This window comes from Eoetvoesiella caeni (assembly GCF_003315175.1).
Classification (GTDB): domain Bacteria; phylum Pseudomonadota; class Gammaproteobacteria; order Burkholderiales; family Burkholderiaceae_B; genus Eoetvoesia; species Eoetvoesia caeni.
This window is the reverse complement of the sequence record NZ_QNRQ01000017.1, coordinates 1-15,553: the sequence shown is the minus strand read 5'-3', so window position 1 is coordinate 15,553 and position 15,553 is coordinate 1. Positions and strand designations below refer to the sequence as shown.

Sequence of the window (15,553 nt, the reverse complement as noted above, 5' to 3'; positions counted from 1 at the left end):
GTGGGCGTATTTCTTGGTATTCCCCTTCCTGTGATTCGGCCTCCGGTAATCGTCTACCACGGACCACCTCCGGTAGGGTATCGAGCGCCGCCCGTAGTTTATGGGCCACCGGTTGTTTACGGCTACCCGCGCTATGACGAGCGGGAATATCCTCACTGGCGCGATAGAGACTGGGAGAGAGAATCGAGGCGCCATCACCAGGACGATGACGATGACGACGATTAACGAGGTGCCTGCGGCACCCTCAGAGACACACATGTGCCTTTGCCGGGCGTGCTATCGATTTCAATGGACCACTGATAGCGGTCGCTAATCTTCTTCACAATCGCCAAGCCAATGCCAAACGTACGACCGGCTTCCGGTGTCAGCCTTGCCTGGTAGAAACGCTCGAATACATGCGCTAGATCGTGCTGCGATATGCCGCAGCCCGTGTCTACGATCCTCAAGCAGCTGTCTACATAGCTGAAGCTGATGCGCCCGCACACGGTGTGCCTGACCGCATTGTCGATGAGATTGGACAATACGATGGCCAGCGCTGAGCGGTTGACCTCGACTCGCAGGCCACTCTCGATGTCAATTGAAAGCGTGATGCCTCTGGTAGTCAGACGGTCAGCAAATGGGTCTAGTGCGTCCTTGATCGCGCCAATCAGGCTTATCGGTCCCACATTAGCCGACGACTCTTCCCGTGCAAGCAAAAGCAAGATATTGATTAGTTCGATCATGTGGTCGACCGCGCGATCAATCTGCCGCAGACGCGCTGCAGACTTTGTGTCCATGGCCGCATTCTGGGCGAGGAGCTCGCAACTAGTCTTGATTGAAGTAAGCGGTGTGCGAAATTCGTGGCTCACGTTGCTTGTGAATTCCTTCTCTCGTTGAATCATTTGACCCATTCGATGGTGATAGTCGTTGAATGCGTCGACCAGGTCGGCCACCTCTGCTTCGTCGTATTTGCCAGGATTCAGTGGCGTCGATGCGCCTAGCCTGGCCGCCTTCACCTGGCGTGCGAGTCCGGCGACTTGGCGCACCAGGATGCCTGACAATCCAAACGCCAGCCAGATCGTCAACAGTGCGAATAAGCCTGTTCCCGCCATTAGTGCATTAATCGTTTTTTTGAAATGCTTCTCATAAGTGCTGAAGTCGTAGACCCTATATACTCGCGCCTGGTCGAAAGAGGCGATGGCCACATGAATTTCCTGCCCGCTCAGCCTTATTTCATGTATGCCATTTTGCAGGTCTTTAACGGAAGCAGGTAGAGTAATGTGCGTTCGGCCTTCTTGCGATACACGCCCGCCGAGTTGTCGGTCAAACGGAGGTACGAGCGTCGGATCCATACGGTAGCTTTGGATCAGGCTTGCCATATCATCGGCAATCAACGCGGTGATGAACTTCTCTTCCTGTATTTCGACAAGCGTCTTCACACCTAGTGCTTGAGAGACAAGTAATAGAATCGTCAATGCGGAAAAGACGAGCGCTACCTTGAAGCGCAGACTATGGTAGGGACGCACTGTTCATCACAAATCGATAGCCTAGGCCGTGTAAAGTTTCGATAAGATTATCTTCACCGTTTATGGTCAGGGCGTGGCGCAACGTATAAATATGCGAGCGCAGGGTATCGCTGTCTCGCAGATGCTCGCCCCATACCTCGGTTTCAAGCTCCGCGCGGCCAAACACCCGGTTGGGCGACTGCATCAAAACGCGTAGAAGGTGCAAGCATTTCGGCGGCAGCTTGATGGGGCGGCCGGCTCGCTCAACACTTAGTGTGGCTAAGTCGAAGCGCACATCGGCGCAACACAGGGCGGCTTGTGCTACCTTGCCTTTGTAGCGTTTGATGAGAGCGCCAAGCCGTGCTCCCACCTCCTTAAGTGAAAACGGTTTGATCAGGTAATCATCGGCTCCTTGCAGAAAGCCCTCAAGTTTGTCGTCTAAAGTATCTTTCGCGGTCAGAATCAATATTGGCGTATCCTGACGCGCCTCCTGTCTTAGTTTGCGGCAAATGGTCAAGCCGTCAATGCCCGGCAGCGACAGATCGAGCAGAATTGCGTCCCAGCGTTGGGTGGTGGCAAGGTGCAAGCCCATTACGCCATTGGATGCCGTGTCGACCTCATAGCCTGCGCTTTCCAGGTAGTCGTAGAGGTTGGTTGCGATGTCCGAGTCATCCTCAATAATCAATACCTTTATTGAACGATATTCGAACTGAATGGGTGCGGATGACGTAGCGGGCATGCTAACAGGCAAGGTAGTGAATTATGGAGAAATTGCGGGGCCATCGATTGCAGTATAACGGCTTTGAACACCATGCAGGAACATGAGCTGCGGGCGCATGGCGTGCTGCGCAAGTCTGTGGCGGTTGCCTGCGGGCAGGCCCGTTGGTGAGTCATCGGTCGGCTCCAGGCTTATGGCGAGAGTGAATTCAGGCGTCAAACGGATTTGGTTCAGACTGGTCAACGTGCCGGCGCCGCTAAATTAAATGGCGTCACGATAAGGTCCCGATTATCAGAACCAAAGCGGGCAGGTGAAATTGCCTCACATAGACCTATACGAAAGAAACAAGTATGTGGATGTACCGACTCTTGGTCAATTAAAGATATTTTTGTTGTTTCTGCTGCCAATAGGTATGCGTTGCCGTTAGACAGAGCGCGAGCCACGCAAGGCCTTCCGCAAGGGCAGCCAGGACATCGCTCAGATAATGAGCGCCCAGATACAGTCGGCTAAAGGCGACAAGAGTGATAAGGGCAAATGCCAAAAGAGCCGTCCATACACGTAAGCTCCATGAATCTGTTTTGGTAATAATCAATGCGGCGAGCATCCCATAAAACAAGGTACTAGCCGCTGTATGGCCGCTCGGAAAACTGTAGCTAGTAAGGCTTACTAAAGGATGATCAAAGACGGGACGCGTACGCTGAAATGCTTGCTTCATCAAGACATTGACCAGCATGCCGCCTGGTACCGCCAAGACCAAATTCAGCAACCAGTACCAATACCGTTTCGCTATGAGGATTGCGGCAAACACCATGGTCATTATGGTGATTGCCATGGTGTCGTGCAGCATGGACATCATTTGCATACTGTGCGTCAACCATGGCGCCGCATGCGCATGCAACCAGTGCGCGATATGCATGTCCATGACGGTGATCGGGTCGCCAGTCACCACATCTTCTGCGATACCACCGAATAGCCAACTTGCTGCAATAAGAATGCCGGCTCCCACAGACAGCCGTAACCCCAAATAGCCGTTGGGAGAAAGCCTCGCCCTAATAAACGCCAGTTGCGGCTCAAAGCGACGACATAACGCCGCAATGCGCGGTCGCAGCAAAAATCGAGACCATGCCGACCGCAGCGCATCTTCATGGCGCATTGCCCAGCGCCACAACCATATCAAGCCTAATACAAATGCCAGGATACCGCCCAGGATAGCGCTTGCCTTTCCTATCCACCCAGCCGCGAGCTGCCAACTTGCGCCTAGAAAGTATCCAAGCAGTGTTACGGCGACCGACCACAGCAGCCCACCCATCACGTTATAGGGCAGAAAGCGTCGATATGGCATCTTGGACGAGCCGGCCAAGAAAGGCACCAACGCTCGGGCAAATCCGACAAATCGTCCGAGAAAAACCGCCTTGCCCCCATGCCGCGTGAAGAAAACGTCTGCTCTTGCGATGCGTGTTTCAGTGAGCCCGAAACGTGCCCCATAATGCAGCAGCGCTGGCCGGCCCAGGTATCTGCCCATTTCATAACCCAGGCTATCGCCCAGAGCCGCGCCAACCGCGATCACCATAATCAATACATCGAGGTCAAAAACTCCTTGTGCCGCTAAGAAGCCTGCAACCAGAACCAGGCTTTCCCCAGGTACTATCACGCCCAGAAAAGCAGCGGATTCCAATGTGGCTCCCACAAAAATGACCAAATAACCCCAATGCCCCGCCCGGGTGACAAGCTCGATAAGGTAATTCAGCATGGTGGACCCTGATATTTGTTGTTAATGCTCAGTTTCAGCTAAGTCAGACTCCGTATTCTCCATCCTAACGCAACTTTCTGCGTACTTTTATTTGGAGAATGACCATGTCCCGTTATACGAAAAGCGTCCTTGCCGCTGCCATTTTAGCTTCGGCCTCCGCTGTAGGCTATGCCGCCACAAGCGCCACCAGCCTTGAAAACGATGCCCTAGCGATTAGCAAGGCGAAAATTTCGCTCACGCAGGCCATTACGGCGGCCGAGCAACATGTCAACGGCAAGGCGGTTCACGCCGAGTACGAAGATACCAAAAGTGGCTGGGCCTACGATGTGGAAGTAGCAAGCGGTACTAAGGTCTACGACGTAAAAGTCGATGCCGACAAAGGTACCGTGATCTCGTCTACCCAAGACAAGGTCGACCAGGATGACAGCCACGACAAGAAAGACTAAATCGGGGCTGGATCACCGCCGCATATAACCGCATGCCGGCGGTGATCCAATCTGGAGGCCTTCGTGGAAAATATCAATCAAGCACTCTTTTTGCTTCTGAACGCTCCCCAACACCCAAGCATGGCGTTGGTAATGCTCGCTCAAGGGTTGGCGGACTACGCCATATGGATCGTCCCCGCGGTCCTGATATTGGGTTGGTTACGAGGAAACGAAAGCATACGCCGTCTGATGCTGGAGGCGACGGCATCGGGATTGGCCGCGCTACTGATTAATCAGATGATTGGCTTGGTGTGGCAGCACCCCAGGCCCTTTATGATGGGATTAGGCCATACCCTATTGTCACATGTGGCTGACTCATCGTTTCCAAGTGACCATCTGACCTTACTGTGGGCTGTCTCGTTCAGCTTTCTGATGCATCGCCGCACACGTGCTGCCGGTGCGACCCTAGCTTTGCTGGGATTGCCCATTGCCTGGGCCCGTATCTATCTTGGGGTTCATTTTCCTCTTGATATGGCTGGAGCCGCAATGGTCGCGGGATTTAGCGCCTGGTTGTGTGCACGAGAGGGGTATCGATTGGTAGAGCCTGCGTTGCGTTTGATTACGGCCGTCTACCGAGTGCTCTTTGCGCCGTTCATCCGCCGCGGTTGGATGAAGCAATAGTGCTGTCTGAACCTCAGTCTGGCGGCGCGTGGGGTAGTGACTTCCGGGCCAGCCATACTCCTACTTTATGCGAGTCGTCATGAATTTATCTATAAGCCCAACCACCCGGTCAATGCTTAATAAAGTTCCCGAAATCACCATCTACTTCTGGATCATCAAGATCTTGGCGACCACGGTAGGAGAAACAGCCGCCGATTTTTTGAATGTTAATTTGCATTTGGGTTTAACGGGCACTTCCATCGTTATGGGAATGTTGTTGCTAGCTTTTCTCGTTGTTCAGATTCGTGCTAACAAATACGTTCCCTGGATTTACTGGCTCACGGTCGTCTTGCTCAGTATTTTTGGAACACTGCTGACCGATAACCTTGTCGATAATTTTGGCGTAACGCTGCAAACCACTACAACGCTATTTAGCGTGGCTCTAATCGCGACGTTCGTTTGTTGGTATGTCAGCGAAAAAACGCTTTCGATCCATTCAATATTTACGACCAAGCGTGAGCTCTTTTACTGGGCGGCCATCCTCTTTACGTTTGCCTTGGGCACGGCAGCCGGCGACCTTGCTGCCGAAGGACTACAACTGGGTTACGCCCCATCGGCCTTGATTTTTGGTGGACTAATCGCCGTGGTGACCATTGCGTACTACGTCTTTAAAGCCAATGCTGTCGCCGCGTTCTGGATCGCTTATATCCTGACGCGTCCGTTTGGTGCTTCTTGCGGCGATTTTCTATCTCAACCCACGGCCAATGGAGGCTTGGGTCTGGGAACAATCGGAACAAGTGCGCTTTTTCTTTTGACCATTCTCGCCCTTGTGGGGTATTTGACCGTTACCCGCAGAAATGAAGCTTGCGCTCGTGGCGACATAGCTTAAGTATTTTTTGCCTAAGTGTGGCGGGCACCAAGGTTGTTTCTTGCAGGCTATCGGCCGCCACTTTCCTCTTACAGATGGATAATGAACAATGAACAAGCTCGCACCCATTACGCTGCTATTTTGGATCATGAAGATAGCGGCCACCACGCTAGGAGAAACCTCCGGCGACTTGCTCTCCATAACGTTGAATTTAGGTTACGCAGTCAGTTCCCTTGTCCTGTTCGGCTTTTTTCTGCTTACGGTCATTCCTCAACTACTTGCCAAAAAATACCACCCTGTCCTGTACTGGAGCGTGATTCTCTCAACCACTATGGTGGGCACGACCATTTCAGACTATATGGATCGCACGCTGCAACTGGGCTATCTTCAAGGGTCCGCTATTCTGCTTGGGATATTACTCGCGATTTTCGCGTTCTGGCGTATGAGCGGCCAGCCGCTGGCGGTGGATAAAATCAAATCATCCAAGACCGAACTGCTGTATTGGATCGCTATCCTGTGCTCCAATACCTTGGGTACGGCATTGGGCGACTTCTTCGCCGACACGTCGGGTCTGGGATTTGCGGGAGGCGCTTTGCTCATCGGTGGACTGCTCGTTCTTTTGGCGCTGGCTGCTTTCTACACCCGGTTTTCCAAAGTAGCTATATTCTGGTTTGCCTTTGTGCTTACACGGCCCTTTGGTGCTACCTTCGGCGATTTGTTTACCAAGCCGTTGGAAAGTGGTGGCTTGGGCGTCGGCACCATCAACTCGTCGCTTATTCTGGTGGCTCTTCTGGGATCGTGTATCGTTTATGCAACCTGGCAACATTATCGTGGGTCGGCGCAACGTGCGCATATCCGGTAAATGGCTTGAACCTACCTTTCAGACACTGAAGGCGAAGCAATGCGCGTGCTCCTAGTCGAAGACGACCGGATGATCGGCGAAGCAGTGGAGCAGGCGCTTAAAGACGCCACCTATGCAGTGGACTGGGTTCGCAGTGGGACCGACGCCCTGACTACGCTGCGGGCACAAAGCTATGGCCTTGTGTTGCTTGACCTCGGGCTGCCTGGCAAAGATGGTCTGGAGGTGCTGCGCTTGATACGCGCCCAAGAGAACCCCGTTCCCGTATTGATCGTTACGGCGCGCGACAGCCTGGACGATCGCCTGCGAGGCCTGGACGGTGGCGCGGACGATTACATATTAAAGCCGTTCGAGATGGCCGAGTTGTTGGCAAGAATGCGCACTGTCTCTCGCCGCAAGGGTGGCGTGTCCGGCCCCACACTGTCCAATGGAGTACTTACCCTGGATCCCGTCACCCGAGAGGTGGGGCTAAACGGCACGACCAGTCATTTGTCCGCACGAGAATATTCCCTATTGCATGCCTTGATGATTCGTCCTGGGGCCATTTTGTCACGGGTGGAATTGGAAGATCGCCTATACGGCTGGAACGAAGAAGTCGAAAGTAACGCGGTGGAATTCCTGATCCACTCCCTTCGCAAGAAGCTGGGCAAGGATGTCATTAAGAACGTTAGGGGCATGGGATGGATGGTCTCCAAGGCAAAGTAAAGCAATCGTTGCAGCTTCGGCTTTCGGTCTGGCTCTCGACGGTCATTCTGGGTATCGCGATTGCCGCTGGCGTATTCTCTTTCGCTTCCGCTTTTCATGAAGCGAACGAATTGCAAGATGATCAGCTGCGGCAAATGGCAGCGCTAATCCACCGCTATCCACTGCCTATCAGCCAGGCTCCGCTGCCTCAAGAGGTACCCGATACCGATCCTGAATCGCGGATTGTTGTGCAAGCGCTGCCTGAGCGCAATGCGCCCTTGGCCGTATCACGAGATTCCGCACTCGCCTTGCCTGCAAATCTGCCCGATGGCATCCAGACGTTGCGCGTACACGATGAAGCATGGCGATTGTTTGTAGCCACATCTACCGCCGGCTCTCGGGTGGCGATAGGCCAACGCACGACCGCACGAGACGAAATCGCCCGTGACAGCGCATTAAGAACGCTTTTGCCGTTTGTGATTCTTGTTCCCATCCTGTTGTTGTTAGTGGGCGTATTGATTCGTCAAATGTTCAAACCCGTAAAGCAACTGGCATCAGAACTCAGTCAGCGCTCAGAGCAGGATTTGACCGCACTCAGCGAAGCCCACATTCCCTCGGAAATTCGTCCCTTTGTCAGCGAAATTAATCAGCTATTGTTTCGCGTTGAGCAATCGGTCGCGCTGCAGCGCCGTTTTGTGGCCGACGCGGCCCACGAGCTTCGTTCACCACTGACGGCGCTTTCTCTTCAGGCCGAGCTGCTGGGCGCCGCCGATATGTCGGCTCAGGCAAAGCAAAGGCTCGGGGTATTACAGAATGGCTTGCGGCGAGCACGGGCGTTGCTGGAACAACTACTGGCATTGGCCCGCGCCCAAGAGTTGGATGACCGACAAGTCGGCGAGGTGTCTCTTGACCACGTTTTTCGCCAAGTGCTCGAAGATTTAATCCCCTTGGCTCAGGCCAAGCATATCGACCTGGGCGTGATTGGCGATGCCAGCGCCGTGGTATGGGCATCCGAAATTGACTTGAAAATTTTGGTCAAGAATATCGTCGAAAACGCCATCAGGTACACCCCTGAAGGTGGACGAGTCGATTTGTCCGTCCATAGCGCTGACAGTCACGTAGTCCTGCAGGTAGATGACACAGGTCCGGGCATTCCCAAGGAAGAGCGTACGCGGGTGTTCGATCCATTTTATCGCGTGCTGGGCAATGACGAGGTGGGCTCCGGTCTGGGACTGTCCATTGTTGCGGCGATTGCGGCACGCATGGGCGCAGAGGTAACGCTGGACCGCTCAGGAGGCGAAGAGCCGACCGCAGGCTTACGCGTCAGAGTGGTGTTTCGCCGTATTGCGGCAAATCCGTCAATCTAAGCCTGTCCTAAGTGTGCAGCCATATCGTGGTGTACATCAGCCTCGAACGGCTAGAAAATTCACTGCGAGAATAAATAATGCCTTTTTCAAAAACACTATCGCGCACTCCCTTTCCTTTATGGGCAAAAGCCGTAAGTTTGGGTCTTTATCAACTAGCTCACAACAATGCTGTGTCAGACGGTTTGCTGTTTTTGAAGGGCTGGCGGGAACATCCGGCCAAGGTGGGCGCGATTTTGCCCTCTGGGCCTGCGTTATGTGCTGCCATTACGCGTGAAATCAGTTCGGCGCACGCCCCTATTCTTGAGCTGGGGTGTAGTACGGGCGTTTTTACGCAAAAAATCATTGAACGTGGCGTCTTGCCTCAGGACTTGGTATTAGTCGAAGTTGATCCGTTTTTTGCGAGTAATTTGCACGCTAAATTTCCCCGGGCCCAAGTGTTATGTATCGATGCATGCCGGCTCTACCTTATGCCCATAGGTTTGAATAACACAACAGGGGCGGCAGTCTGTGGCCTGCCGCTGCGGAACATGTCAGTAAAACAGCAATTTCGCATACTGCAAGGAGCATTCGGTGCGCTACGGGAAAATGGCGCCCTATATCTTTTTTCTTATGGCTGGCGCAGTCCGATTCCGCTGCGCTTGCTGGACAGACTCGGACTGCGAGCACACAAACTGGATACGGTACTCTTGAATGTTCCGCCAGCCAGAATCTGGAAAATCGTCAGACACCAGGAAATTTACCCAGGATTCGGGAACGCCGACAGTGATTAAGTCATTGAAAAATAGATAGGAAAAGAAGGCGATCACACCATAGTTATTTTTCCGAAATCGCAGATGAGTGCTTTTATACCCACGGAATTCAAATGAAAATGACATCCTCGATATCCCAAGGAGATCGCGTAATCGTCCGCTATAACAAGCCCGCGATTTTTATGCACTGGGCGATTTTCTTGTTGGTAGTGATCGCCTATGTGGCGATCAACGTGCGCGGTCCCAAAGGCAGCGACACACGTGAATTCTGGACCGGGATACATGTGTGGGCTGGGCTTTTCGTGCTGAGTCTGTCGCTCGCACGGGTGGGCTGGCGACTAACCCACACCCCACCGCCAGATGAACCCGGTTCAGCCTTGATGAGTTTTCTCGCCAAAGCGGCGCATATCGCTCTTTATGCATTCATCATCGTGCAGCCCTTGCTTGGGATCTTGATCTTCAATTTGGAAGGGCACCCGGTAATCCTGATGGGCTCGGGCTGGTCCTTTTCGGTGGTCGGCGCCAACGCGGCGCTTGCTCCACTAGCTAAGGATACTCATGAGCTACTGGGGAATATCTTCTATTACGTAATTGGCCTGCATGCTCTGGCTGCCTTGTGGCATCACTATATATTGCATGACAATACTCTGCGGAAAATGCTCTGAGCATGAAGCAAAGTTGGGAATCACATACAGATCAGTGCAATGGCGCTGATATGTATGCCGCCGCGTCTGACGAGAAAAATCCATGACCAGACATGTCTCATACCGATGTGGCTATCAACATAAGCGTGATTCACGTTGCAATAAAAGCTCCTTCGCAATCGTATCGGGTATTATTGATAACTAATATTTTATTAAACCGTGGCTTTAGGAAGTGCGATCTCAAAAACCATTTGTCCATCCTCATCTTTTGCAGTAATGGTGCCGCCATGTGTATCAATAATCGATTTGACAATGGCTAGACCTAACCCAGCTCCGTCGCCTTTACGTTGGCGTGAAGGATCCGCACGGTAAAACCGGTCAAACAATCTTGGAAGATGTTCGGGATCGATCGTCAATCCCGGGTTCTCAACACGAATAACAATCGTGTCGTTGCTGTTAACCACCAGGCAAACTGTGACCGCCTGCCCCGAAGGGGTATAGCGTATGGCATTGGATAAAAGATTACTCAGCGCGCGGCGAATCATCAATCTATCGCCTTGAACACATAAGGCTGGACCTTTGCGTATCAATGAAACGGACCGTTCTTCGGCCCACGCTTCGAAGTAGTCAAAGAGCGCCTGCACTTCAGTGACCAGGTTCACGCTGACCAGTTCCGGTTTGAGCTGATTATTATCGGCCTGCGCCAAAAACAGCATATCGCCGACCATTTTGGCCATGCGCTCGTACTCTTCCAGGTTCGAGTACAGGATTTCGCGATACTGTTCAAGGCTACGCGCTTGCGAGAGAGCCACTTCCGTCTGCGTTTTCAGATTCGTTATGGGCGTGCGCAGCTCGTGGGCGATATCAGCCGAAAAATTCGAGAGGCGTTGAAAACCCTCTTCGATGCGATCTAGCATGTCGTTAAATGACACGGCCAGCTCAGTTAATTCCACCGGAACCGTACTAGGAACAAGCCTAATAAATAGCTGGTCGGATTTGATTCGACGGATTTCGCGGCTGATACGCCGTATCGGCGCATGCCCTTGATACACAGCAAGCCATGTCGCCAGAATCGCAATCAGGCAGGCTGCCATGGTAATAATTCTTAAGTAACTGCGAAAGCTTTCAAGGTAGTGCAAATGAAAATTGATGCCAGTGGCGACAGCTAAGGTTAAAGGCTCGCCATCCTGAAGGCCTTTCTGCATTTGCTGCACGACAGCGCCTCTGTATGTCTGCCCCTTATCGCGCCAGATCGTCACCGAATTGATATCAATCCGGTCCACAGAGGAAGCCAAACGCGCAAAACTATCGAGGTTGGAATTCGGGGTCGCATAAATCACATTTCCATGAATGTCCGATACACGAAATTGCGCATTATGGTGACCTGATACCGCAGCGGCCAGCCGATGCTTCAGCGCATCTGGTTCTTGACTGGCTGGCGGTCCGGAGAGAGACTGCGTCAGTGATTGAACGACGGCATTAAGCTCATCGACATCCTGCTGAACAAAGTGGCTATTAATGGATCGTTCGACCATCCATCCAAACGTAAGAAGCACCACTGTTATGACCGCTCCAATGGATACGGTCAGGCGAAGGGCTAGGGACGCGGGGCGGCGTGCCACTCTACTCAGCTCGCGCTGCTGACATCAAGCATATATCCCATGCCGCGAACGGTATGAATAAGCTTTGGTTCAAAGGCGTCGTCGATTTTGGCGCGCAGGCGCCGAATCGCGACGTCAATGACGTTGGTGTCGCTGTCAAAATTCATGTCCCACACCTGGGAGGCAATCAGGGAACGCGGTAACACCTCGCCTTGGCGGCGCACCAACAGCTCCAGAAGTGCGAACTCTTTGTTTGTCAGGTTAATGCGTACCTCTTGTCGCCTCGCCCGCCGACGCGGAATGTCCAGCACGAGGTCGGCCACCTGTAATTGATCATTAAAGACCGGCGTGGTTCCTCGGCGCAATAACGTACGCACCCGTGCGAGCAGTTCAGAGAAAGCAAAAGGTTTAATCAAGTAATCGTCAGCGCCCAGCTCCAAACCTTTAACCCGGTCCTCCACGCTATCGCGTGCCGTCAAAAACAATACCGGTGTAGCTGATTTCGCTTCGCGCAACGCTTGAACAATACGCCAGCCATCAACATCGGGCAGCATGACATCCAGGATGATCAGATCATAAGGTTCTGTTAGCGCAAGATGGTGCCCATCCAATCCCGTTCGGGCCAGATCAACCATAAAACCGGATTCCATCAGACCTTGACGCACATACTCGCCGGTTTTTATCTCATCTTCAACGACGAGCAGTTTCATGGGATCGCTCCTGCGAATTTCTTCTGTTTTGTGTCCATAACAGGGCACGTGCCGAGCCAGCACGATCAGCACTCACCGCCAACTCTACCTACCTCATGCTGACACGAGCATGACGGTTTGATTACAAAATTGTAATTGAACTAAGCCTAATCCAATTTCCTTTAGTGCGTTGAGCGATAGCATGGCCAGTGTTGAATTGAAAGATCGGGTAGGCGGCATAGCGGTTGCTGCGTACAGGAGCTGGTTTATTTTTTAAATAACCGTCTTCTATTAGCTTGTATTAATCCTTGGAGAGAACTATGCCTCATGAACAGTATCAATCTTGCATCGACGCCTGCTATGCATGTGCCACGGCGTGTGACCACTGTGCGACCTCATGCCTGGACGAGTCAGATGTAAAAACCATGGCGCGTTGCATTCAGCTTGATATGGATTGCGCACAAATCTGTCGTTTAGCGGCCAGCTATATGGCGCGCGGCAGTGAATTTGCCCAGACGATTTGTCAAGTATGTGCAGACATCTGCGAGGCTTGCGCCCAAGAATGTGCCAAGCATCAGATGGATCATTGTCAGCGCTGTGCTGAAGCTTGCCAAAAGTGCGCACAAGCGTGCAGGCAAATGGCCTGAAGAATGGGCTATTGATAACGATCTGCCCTCTTGAAATAAAAGAGAACGCAGAAATGAAAAAGCCAGGGCCAGCCGCTTAGCAGCCTTTGGCTCTTTAAGATTTGAGCACAGGTGTATAGCCAACTTCTCGAATGGCGCGCTCGAGAGCACCTGAACCGGATACTCCATCAACGCGTACTAAATGTTGGGGAAGATCAATGTGAACAGAGGCTGTTGGGGCGGTTTCTTTAACCACACGAGTAATCGTATCCACGCAGTGGCCACACGTCATGTCTTTCACTTCGAATTCAATCATTACGCTCTCCTAAAACAAGGCATCATAACGACACTGTAGACCTTGCTGCTACGGCAATGTCAAGCTTGCGCGAAGCAGTATTTACCAGCTCTGGCTGAAATGCGGTTCCAGTTTTTAGAGCCGAGCAAGAGGCGCGCCGTTTCTGGTTTTGTTCTGGTAACAAGAAATTGCATCGTCACCATCGAAGTTTTGACCCAACATGACAAACATGTAATGAGCGGGTAATCGAATTGACAGCAACGGGCCACTACAGTGGATTACCCGCTGTTCATTCTACCTGCTCGATAGGTCTGAAGTCACCTGGCTTTTTGAAGGAACGATGATGAAATGTGATATGAAAACAATGATCAAGACAGGCCTTGGCCTAGGCGTAGTCGTTGCCGTCGCGTACGCGACCTTACCCGTTGCCCGTGAGTGGATCGCGGCCAGCGCGCCGTTCCTGTTCTTCCTAATATGTCCTCTCATGATGGTGTTCATGATGAAAGGCATGCAGTCGTGCGACAAAGAGCAAAGCGTCGAAAAGGATCAAGCCGATAAAGCGCCCTCCAAACCACTGACCGGACAAATACAGCTCAAAGACTAGTTGACTGGTTGCGCTCAATCTTGCTCGAGCGCAGGTTATGGCTGGCTACACTTGAATTATCGGATATCACATGTTTCGTTCTAAAACGATTTTCACCGCAATGGCGACAACAGTATTTGCCTCGTTATTGGCGTTTGGTGGATTTACCGCAGCTACAGCCGGCACTAAACCATCTGCGACAACACAAGCGACGAAGGAAATAACCGGGTCAGCGCCGATTCAACTCATGCACGTGCACGGGCTTGCCTATAGCGTAGACGGTAAACAGCTGCTTATCCCGAGCCATCATGGCATCGCAGTCTATTCCGATGGCCAATGGTCCAAGATGGCGGGACCTGAACATGACTACATGGGTTTCTCGGCCACACGCGGGGCTTTTTACAGCAGCGGACATCCGGCAGCGGGCTCGACCCTGGTCAATCCCTTCGGTCTTATCAAAAGTATTGATGCAGGAAAAACGTGGCGGCAGTTGGGGCTGGAAGGCGAGTCCGATTTCCATACGTTGGCTACCAGCTACGAGACCCATGCGATCTACGTTCTGAATTATCGTCCCAATACGCGGATGCCCCAGCCCGGCTTGTATGCGACCCAAACGGACGGCATGACATGGACTCAGGCAGCAGTCAATGGCCTAAAGACGAAAGTTAACGCCTTGGCCGTGCATCCCAGCAATGCCAGCATCGTCGCCGCGGGTGCCGCCGACGGGTTGTACCTGTCGCATGATGCAGGCAATCATTTTGCGCTTCGGGTTGCGGACACGCGGGTGTTAGCCCAGTGGTTCGACTTGGATGGCGAGCACCTTTGGGTTAGCAGTTACGCGAACTCTCCCTTGCTAAGCCGCATGAGCCTGAAGGATGGCGGGGCTAGTGAAAAAATCACGCTTCCCGCGCTAAACGAAGACGCGGTCGCCTTCATTGCTCAAAACCCAGCCCACCACGAAGAGCTTGCTATCGCCACCTTCAAACGCAGTGCTTATGTCACTCGAGATAGCGGTGCAACATGGATGCAAATCGCTGACGGTGGCGCGACGCGCGATAAATAAGGTCCGATATTCTGTCTTTTGACATCCATATATCGTCAAGCAGGCTAGACACCTCATGAGTAACAAGCTGATAAAAATCATCGTGATCGCGCTGGCAGTGATTGGCCTCATTGCCGTTTTTGCTTTCCTCGGCATGGGAGCCATGATGTTTTGGATGATGGGAACCTGATGTGAATCTGAGTCGATTCATTGCCACCGCGCTCTTGCTGGTATCTTCGCTGGCGTATGGCGCAAGCCACGAGCCGGTCAAGGCAACAGCCCTTGGCACCAGTAGCACGCAACCGAACGCCTCCCCTTCATCAAAAGGCCTTTTCAGATCCATAACGGATGTTTTTGGGGACTCGTCCTCGATGCCGGATTTGTTGCCACCCGAGAAAGCGTTTCAGATTTCGATCACAGCGCGAGATTTCGACACGCTTGTCGCCACACTGACTCCCGCCAAGGACTACTACCTATACCGAAGCCGCATCGCGTTCAGCCTACCCGAC

The 15,553-nt window shown here is 52.6% G+C and carries 18 protein-coding genes; 12 read left to right on the top strand and 6 right to left on the bottom strand.

What is annotated here, in order from left to right; genetic code table 11:
- Positions 1-221: 221 nt before the first annotated feature.
- From DFR37_RS20320 to DFR37_RS20310, 3 genes are all read right to left on the bottom strand, one after another.
- On the bottom strand, positions 222-1,505 hold the full coding sequence (locus DFR37_RS20320; RefSeq protein WP_113935003.1) for a sensor histidine kinase: 1,284 nt from the start codon (positions 1,503-1,505) through the stop codon (positions 222-224).
- Positions 1,489-2,178, bottom strand: a complete 690-nt coding sequence (locus DFR37_RS20315; RefSeq protein ID WP_113935055.1) for a response regulator transcription factor — start codon at positions 2,176-2,178, stop codon at positions 1,489-1,491. Before DFR37_RS20315 ends, DFR37_RS20320 begins: the two co-directional genes overlap by 17 nt.
- 400 nt (positions 2,179-2,578) lie before the next feature.
- Positions 2,579-3,952 (bottom strand): bifunctional DedA family/phosphatase PAP2 family protein, encoded by a 1,374-nt coding sequence (locus DFR37_RS20310; RefSeq protein WP_113935002.1) that lies wholly within the window; start codon positions 3,950-3,952, stop codon positions 2,579-2,581.
- Between the two features lie 104 nt (positions 3,953-4,056).
- Between DFR37_RS20310 and DFR37_RS20305 the strand changes: the two genes are divergently transcribed.
- The 8 genes from DFR37_RS20305 to DFR37_RS20270 all read left to right on the top strand — a co-directional run bounded on the left by DFR37_RS20305 (position 4,057) and on the right by DFR37_RS20270 (position 10,229).
- Positions 4,057-4,398 carry a PepSY domain-containing protein gene (locus DFR37_RS20305; RefSeq protein WP_113935001.1) on the top strand — a complete coding sequence of 114 codons (342 nt, stop codon included), beginning with the start codon at positions 4,057-4,059 and terminating at the stop codon, positions 4,396-4,398.
- Between the two features lie 63 nt (positions 4,399-4,461).
- Positions 4,462-5,058, top strand: coding sequence for an undecaprenyl-diphosphatase (locus tag DFR37_RS20300; RefSeq protein ID WP_113935000.1), 597 nt, complete (start codon positions 4,462-4,464; stop codon positions 5,056-5,058).
- 112 nt (positions 5,059-5,170) lie between these two features.
- The gene (locus DFR37_RS20295; RefSeq protein WP_379881505.1) at positions 5,171-5,926 is read left to right on the top strand and encodes a COG4705 family protein; all 756 of its coding nucleotides are present in this window, start codon (positions 5,171-5,173) and stop codon (positions 5,924-5,926) included.
- A gap of 88 nt (positions 5,927-6,014) precedes the next feature.
- Positions 6,015-6,767 carry a COG4705 family protein gene (locus DFR37_RS20290; RefSeq protein WP_113934998.1) on the top strand — a complete coding sequence of 251 codons (753 nt, stop codon included), beginning with the start codon at positions 6,015-6,017 and terminating at the stop codon, positions 6,765-6,767.
- Between the two features lie 39 nt (positions 6,768-6,806).
- Positions 6,807-7,469, top strand: a complete 663-nt coding sequence (locus DFR37_RS20285) for a response regulator transcription factor (protein WP_113934997.1) — start codon at positions 6,807-6,809, stop codon at positions 7,467-7,469.
- Positions 7,445-8,815, top strand: coding sequence for an ATP-binding protein (locus DFR37_RS20280; RefSeq protein ID WP_113934996.1), 1,371 nt, complete (start codon positions 7,445-7,447; stop codon positions 8,813-8,815). The genes DFR37_RS20285 and DFR37_RS20280 overlap by 25 nt, the downstream gene beginning before the upstream one ends.
- Positions 8,816-8,892: 77 nt before the next feature.
- On the top strand, positions 8,893-9,585 hold the full coding sequence (locus tag DFR37_RS20275) for a class I SAM-dependent methyltransferase (protein WP_211317311.1): 693 nt from the start codon (positions 8,893-8,895) through the stop codon (positions 9,583-9,585).
- Positions 9,586-9,677: 92 nt separating this feature from the next.
- A complete protein-coding gene (locus DFR37_RS20270; protein WP_242341926.1) occupies positions 9,678-10,229 on the top strand; it encodes a cytochrome b in 552 nt (183 codons plus the stop codon).
- Between the two features lie 191 nt (positions 10,230-10,420).
- On the opposite strand, the gene DFR37_RS20265 is transcribed toward DFR37_RS20270, so the two are convergent.
- Positions 10,421-11,830: a Cu(+)/Ag(+) sensor histidine kinase gene (locus tag DFR37_RS20265; RefSeq protein ID WP_113934994.1), complete on the bottom strand. Its 1,410-nt coding sequence runs from the start codon at positions 11,828-11,830 to the stop codon at positions 10,421-10,423.
- 5 nt (positions 11,831-11,835) lie between these two features.
- On the bottom strand, positions 11,836-12,519 hold the full coding sequence (locus DFR37_RS20260) for a heavy metal response regulator transcription factor (protein WP_113934993.1): 684 nt from the start codon (positions 12,517-12,519) through the stop codon (positions 11,836-11,838).
- A 299-nt stretch (positions 12,520-12,818) separates the two neighbouring features.
- Between DFR37_RS20260 and DFR37_RS20255 the strand changes: the two genes are divergently transcribed.
- Positions 12,819-13,145 carry a four-helix bundle copper-binding protein gene (locus tag DFR37_RS20255; protein ID WP_113934992.1) on the top strand — a complete coding sequence of 109 codons (327 nt, stop codon included), beginning with the start codon at positions 12,819-12,821 and terminating at the stop codon, positions 13,143-13,145.
- A 94-nt stretch (positions 13,146-13,239) separates the two neighbouring features.
- Here DFR37_RS20255 and DFR37_RS20250 read toward each other — a convergent pair whose 3' ends face one another.
- The gene (locus DFR37_RS20250) at positions 13,240-13,440 is read right to left on the bottom strand and encodes a heavy-metal-associated domain-containing protein (protein ID WP_073110236.1); all 201 of its coding nucleotides are present in this window, start codon (positions 13,438-13,440) and stop codon (positions 13,240-13,242) included.
- A gap of 334 nt (positions 13,441-13,774) precedes the next feature.
- On the opposite strand from DFR37_RS20250, the gene DFR37_RS20245 reads away from it, so the two are divergent.
- From DFR37_RS20245 to DFR37_RS23180, 3 genes are all read left to right on the top strand, one after another.
- Positions 13,775-14,023, top strand: a complete 249-nt coding sequence (locus DFR37_RS20245; protein ID WP_180148093.1) for a DUF2933 domain-containing protein — start codon at positions 13,775-13,777, stop codon at positions 14,021-14,023.
- A 70-nt stretch (positions 14,024-14,093) separates the two neighbouring features.
- Positions 14,094-15,065, top strand: a complete 972-nt coding sequence (locus DFR37_RS20240) for a F510_1955 family glycosylhydrolase (protein WP_211317309.1) — start codon at positions 14,094-14,096, stop codon at positions 15,063-15,065.
- Between the two features lie 170 nt (positions 15,066-15,235).
- Positions 15,236-15,553, top strand: a 318-nt coding sequence (locus DFR37_RS23180; protein WP_245954050.1) for a protein-disulfide reductase DsbD domain-containing protein, incomplete at its 3' end; no start/stop codon positions are given.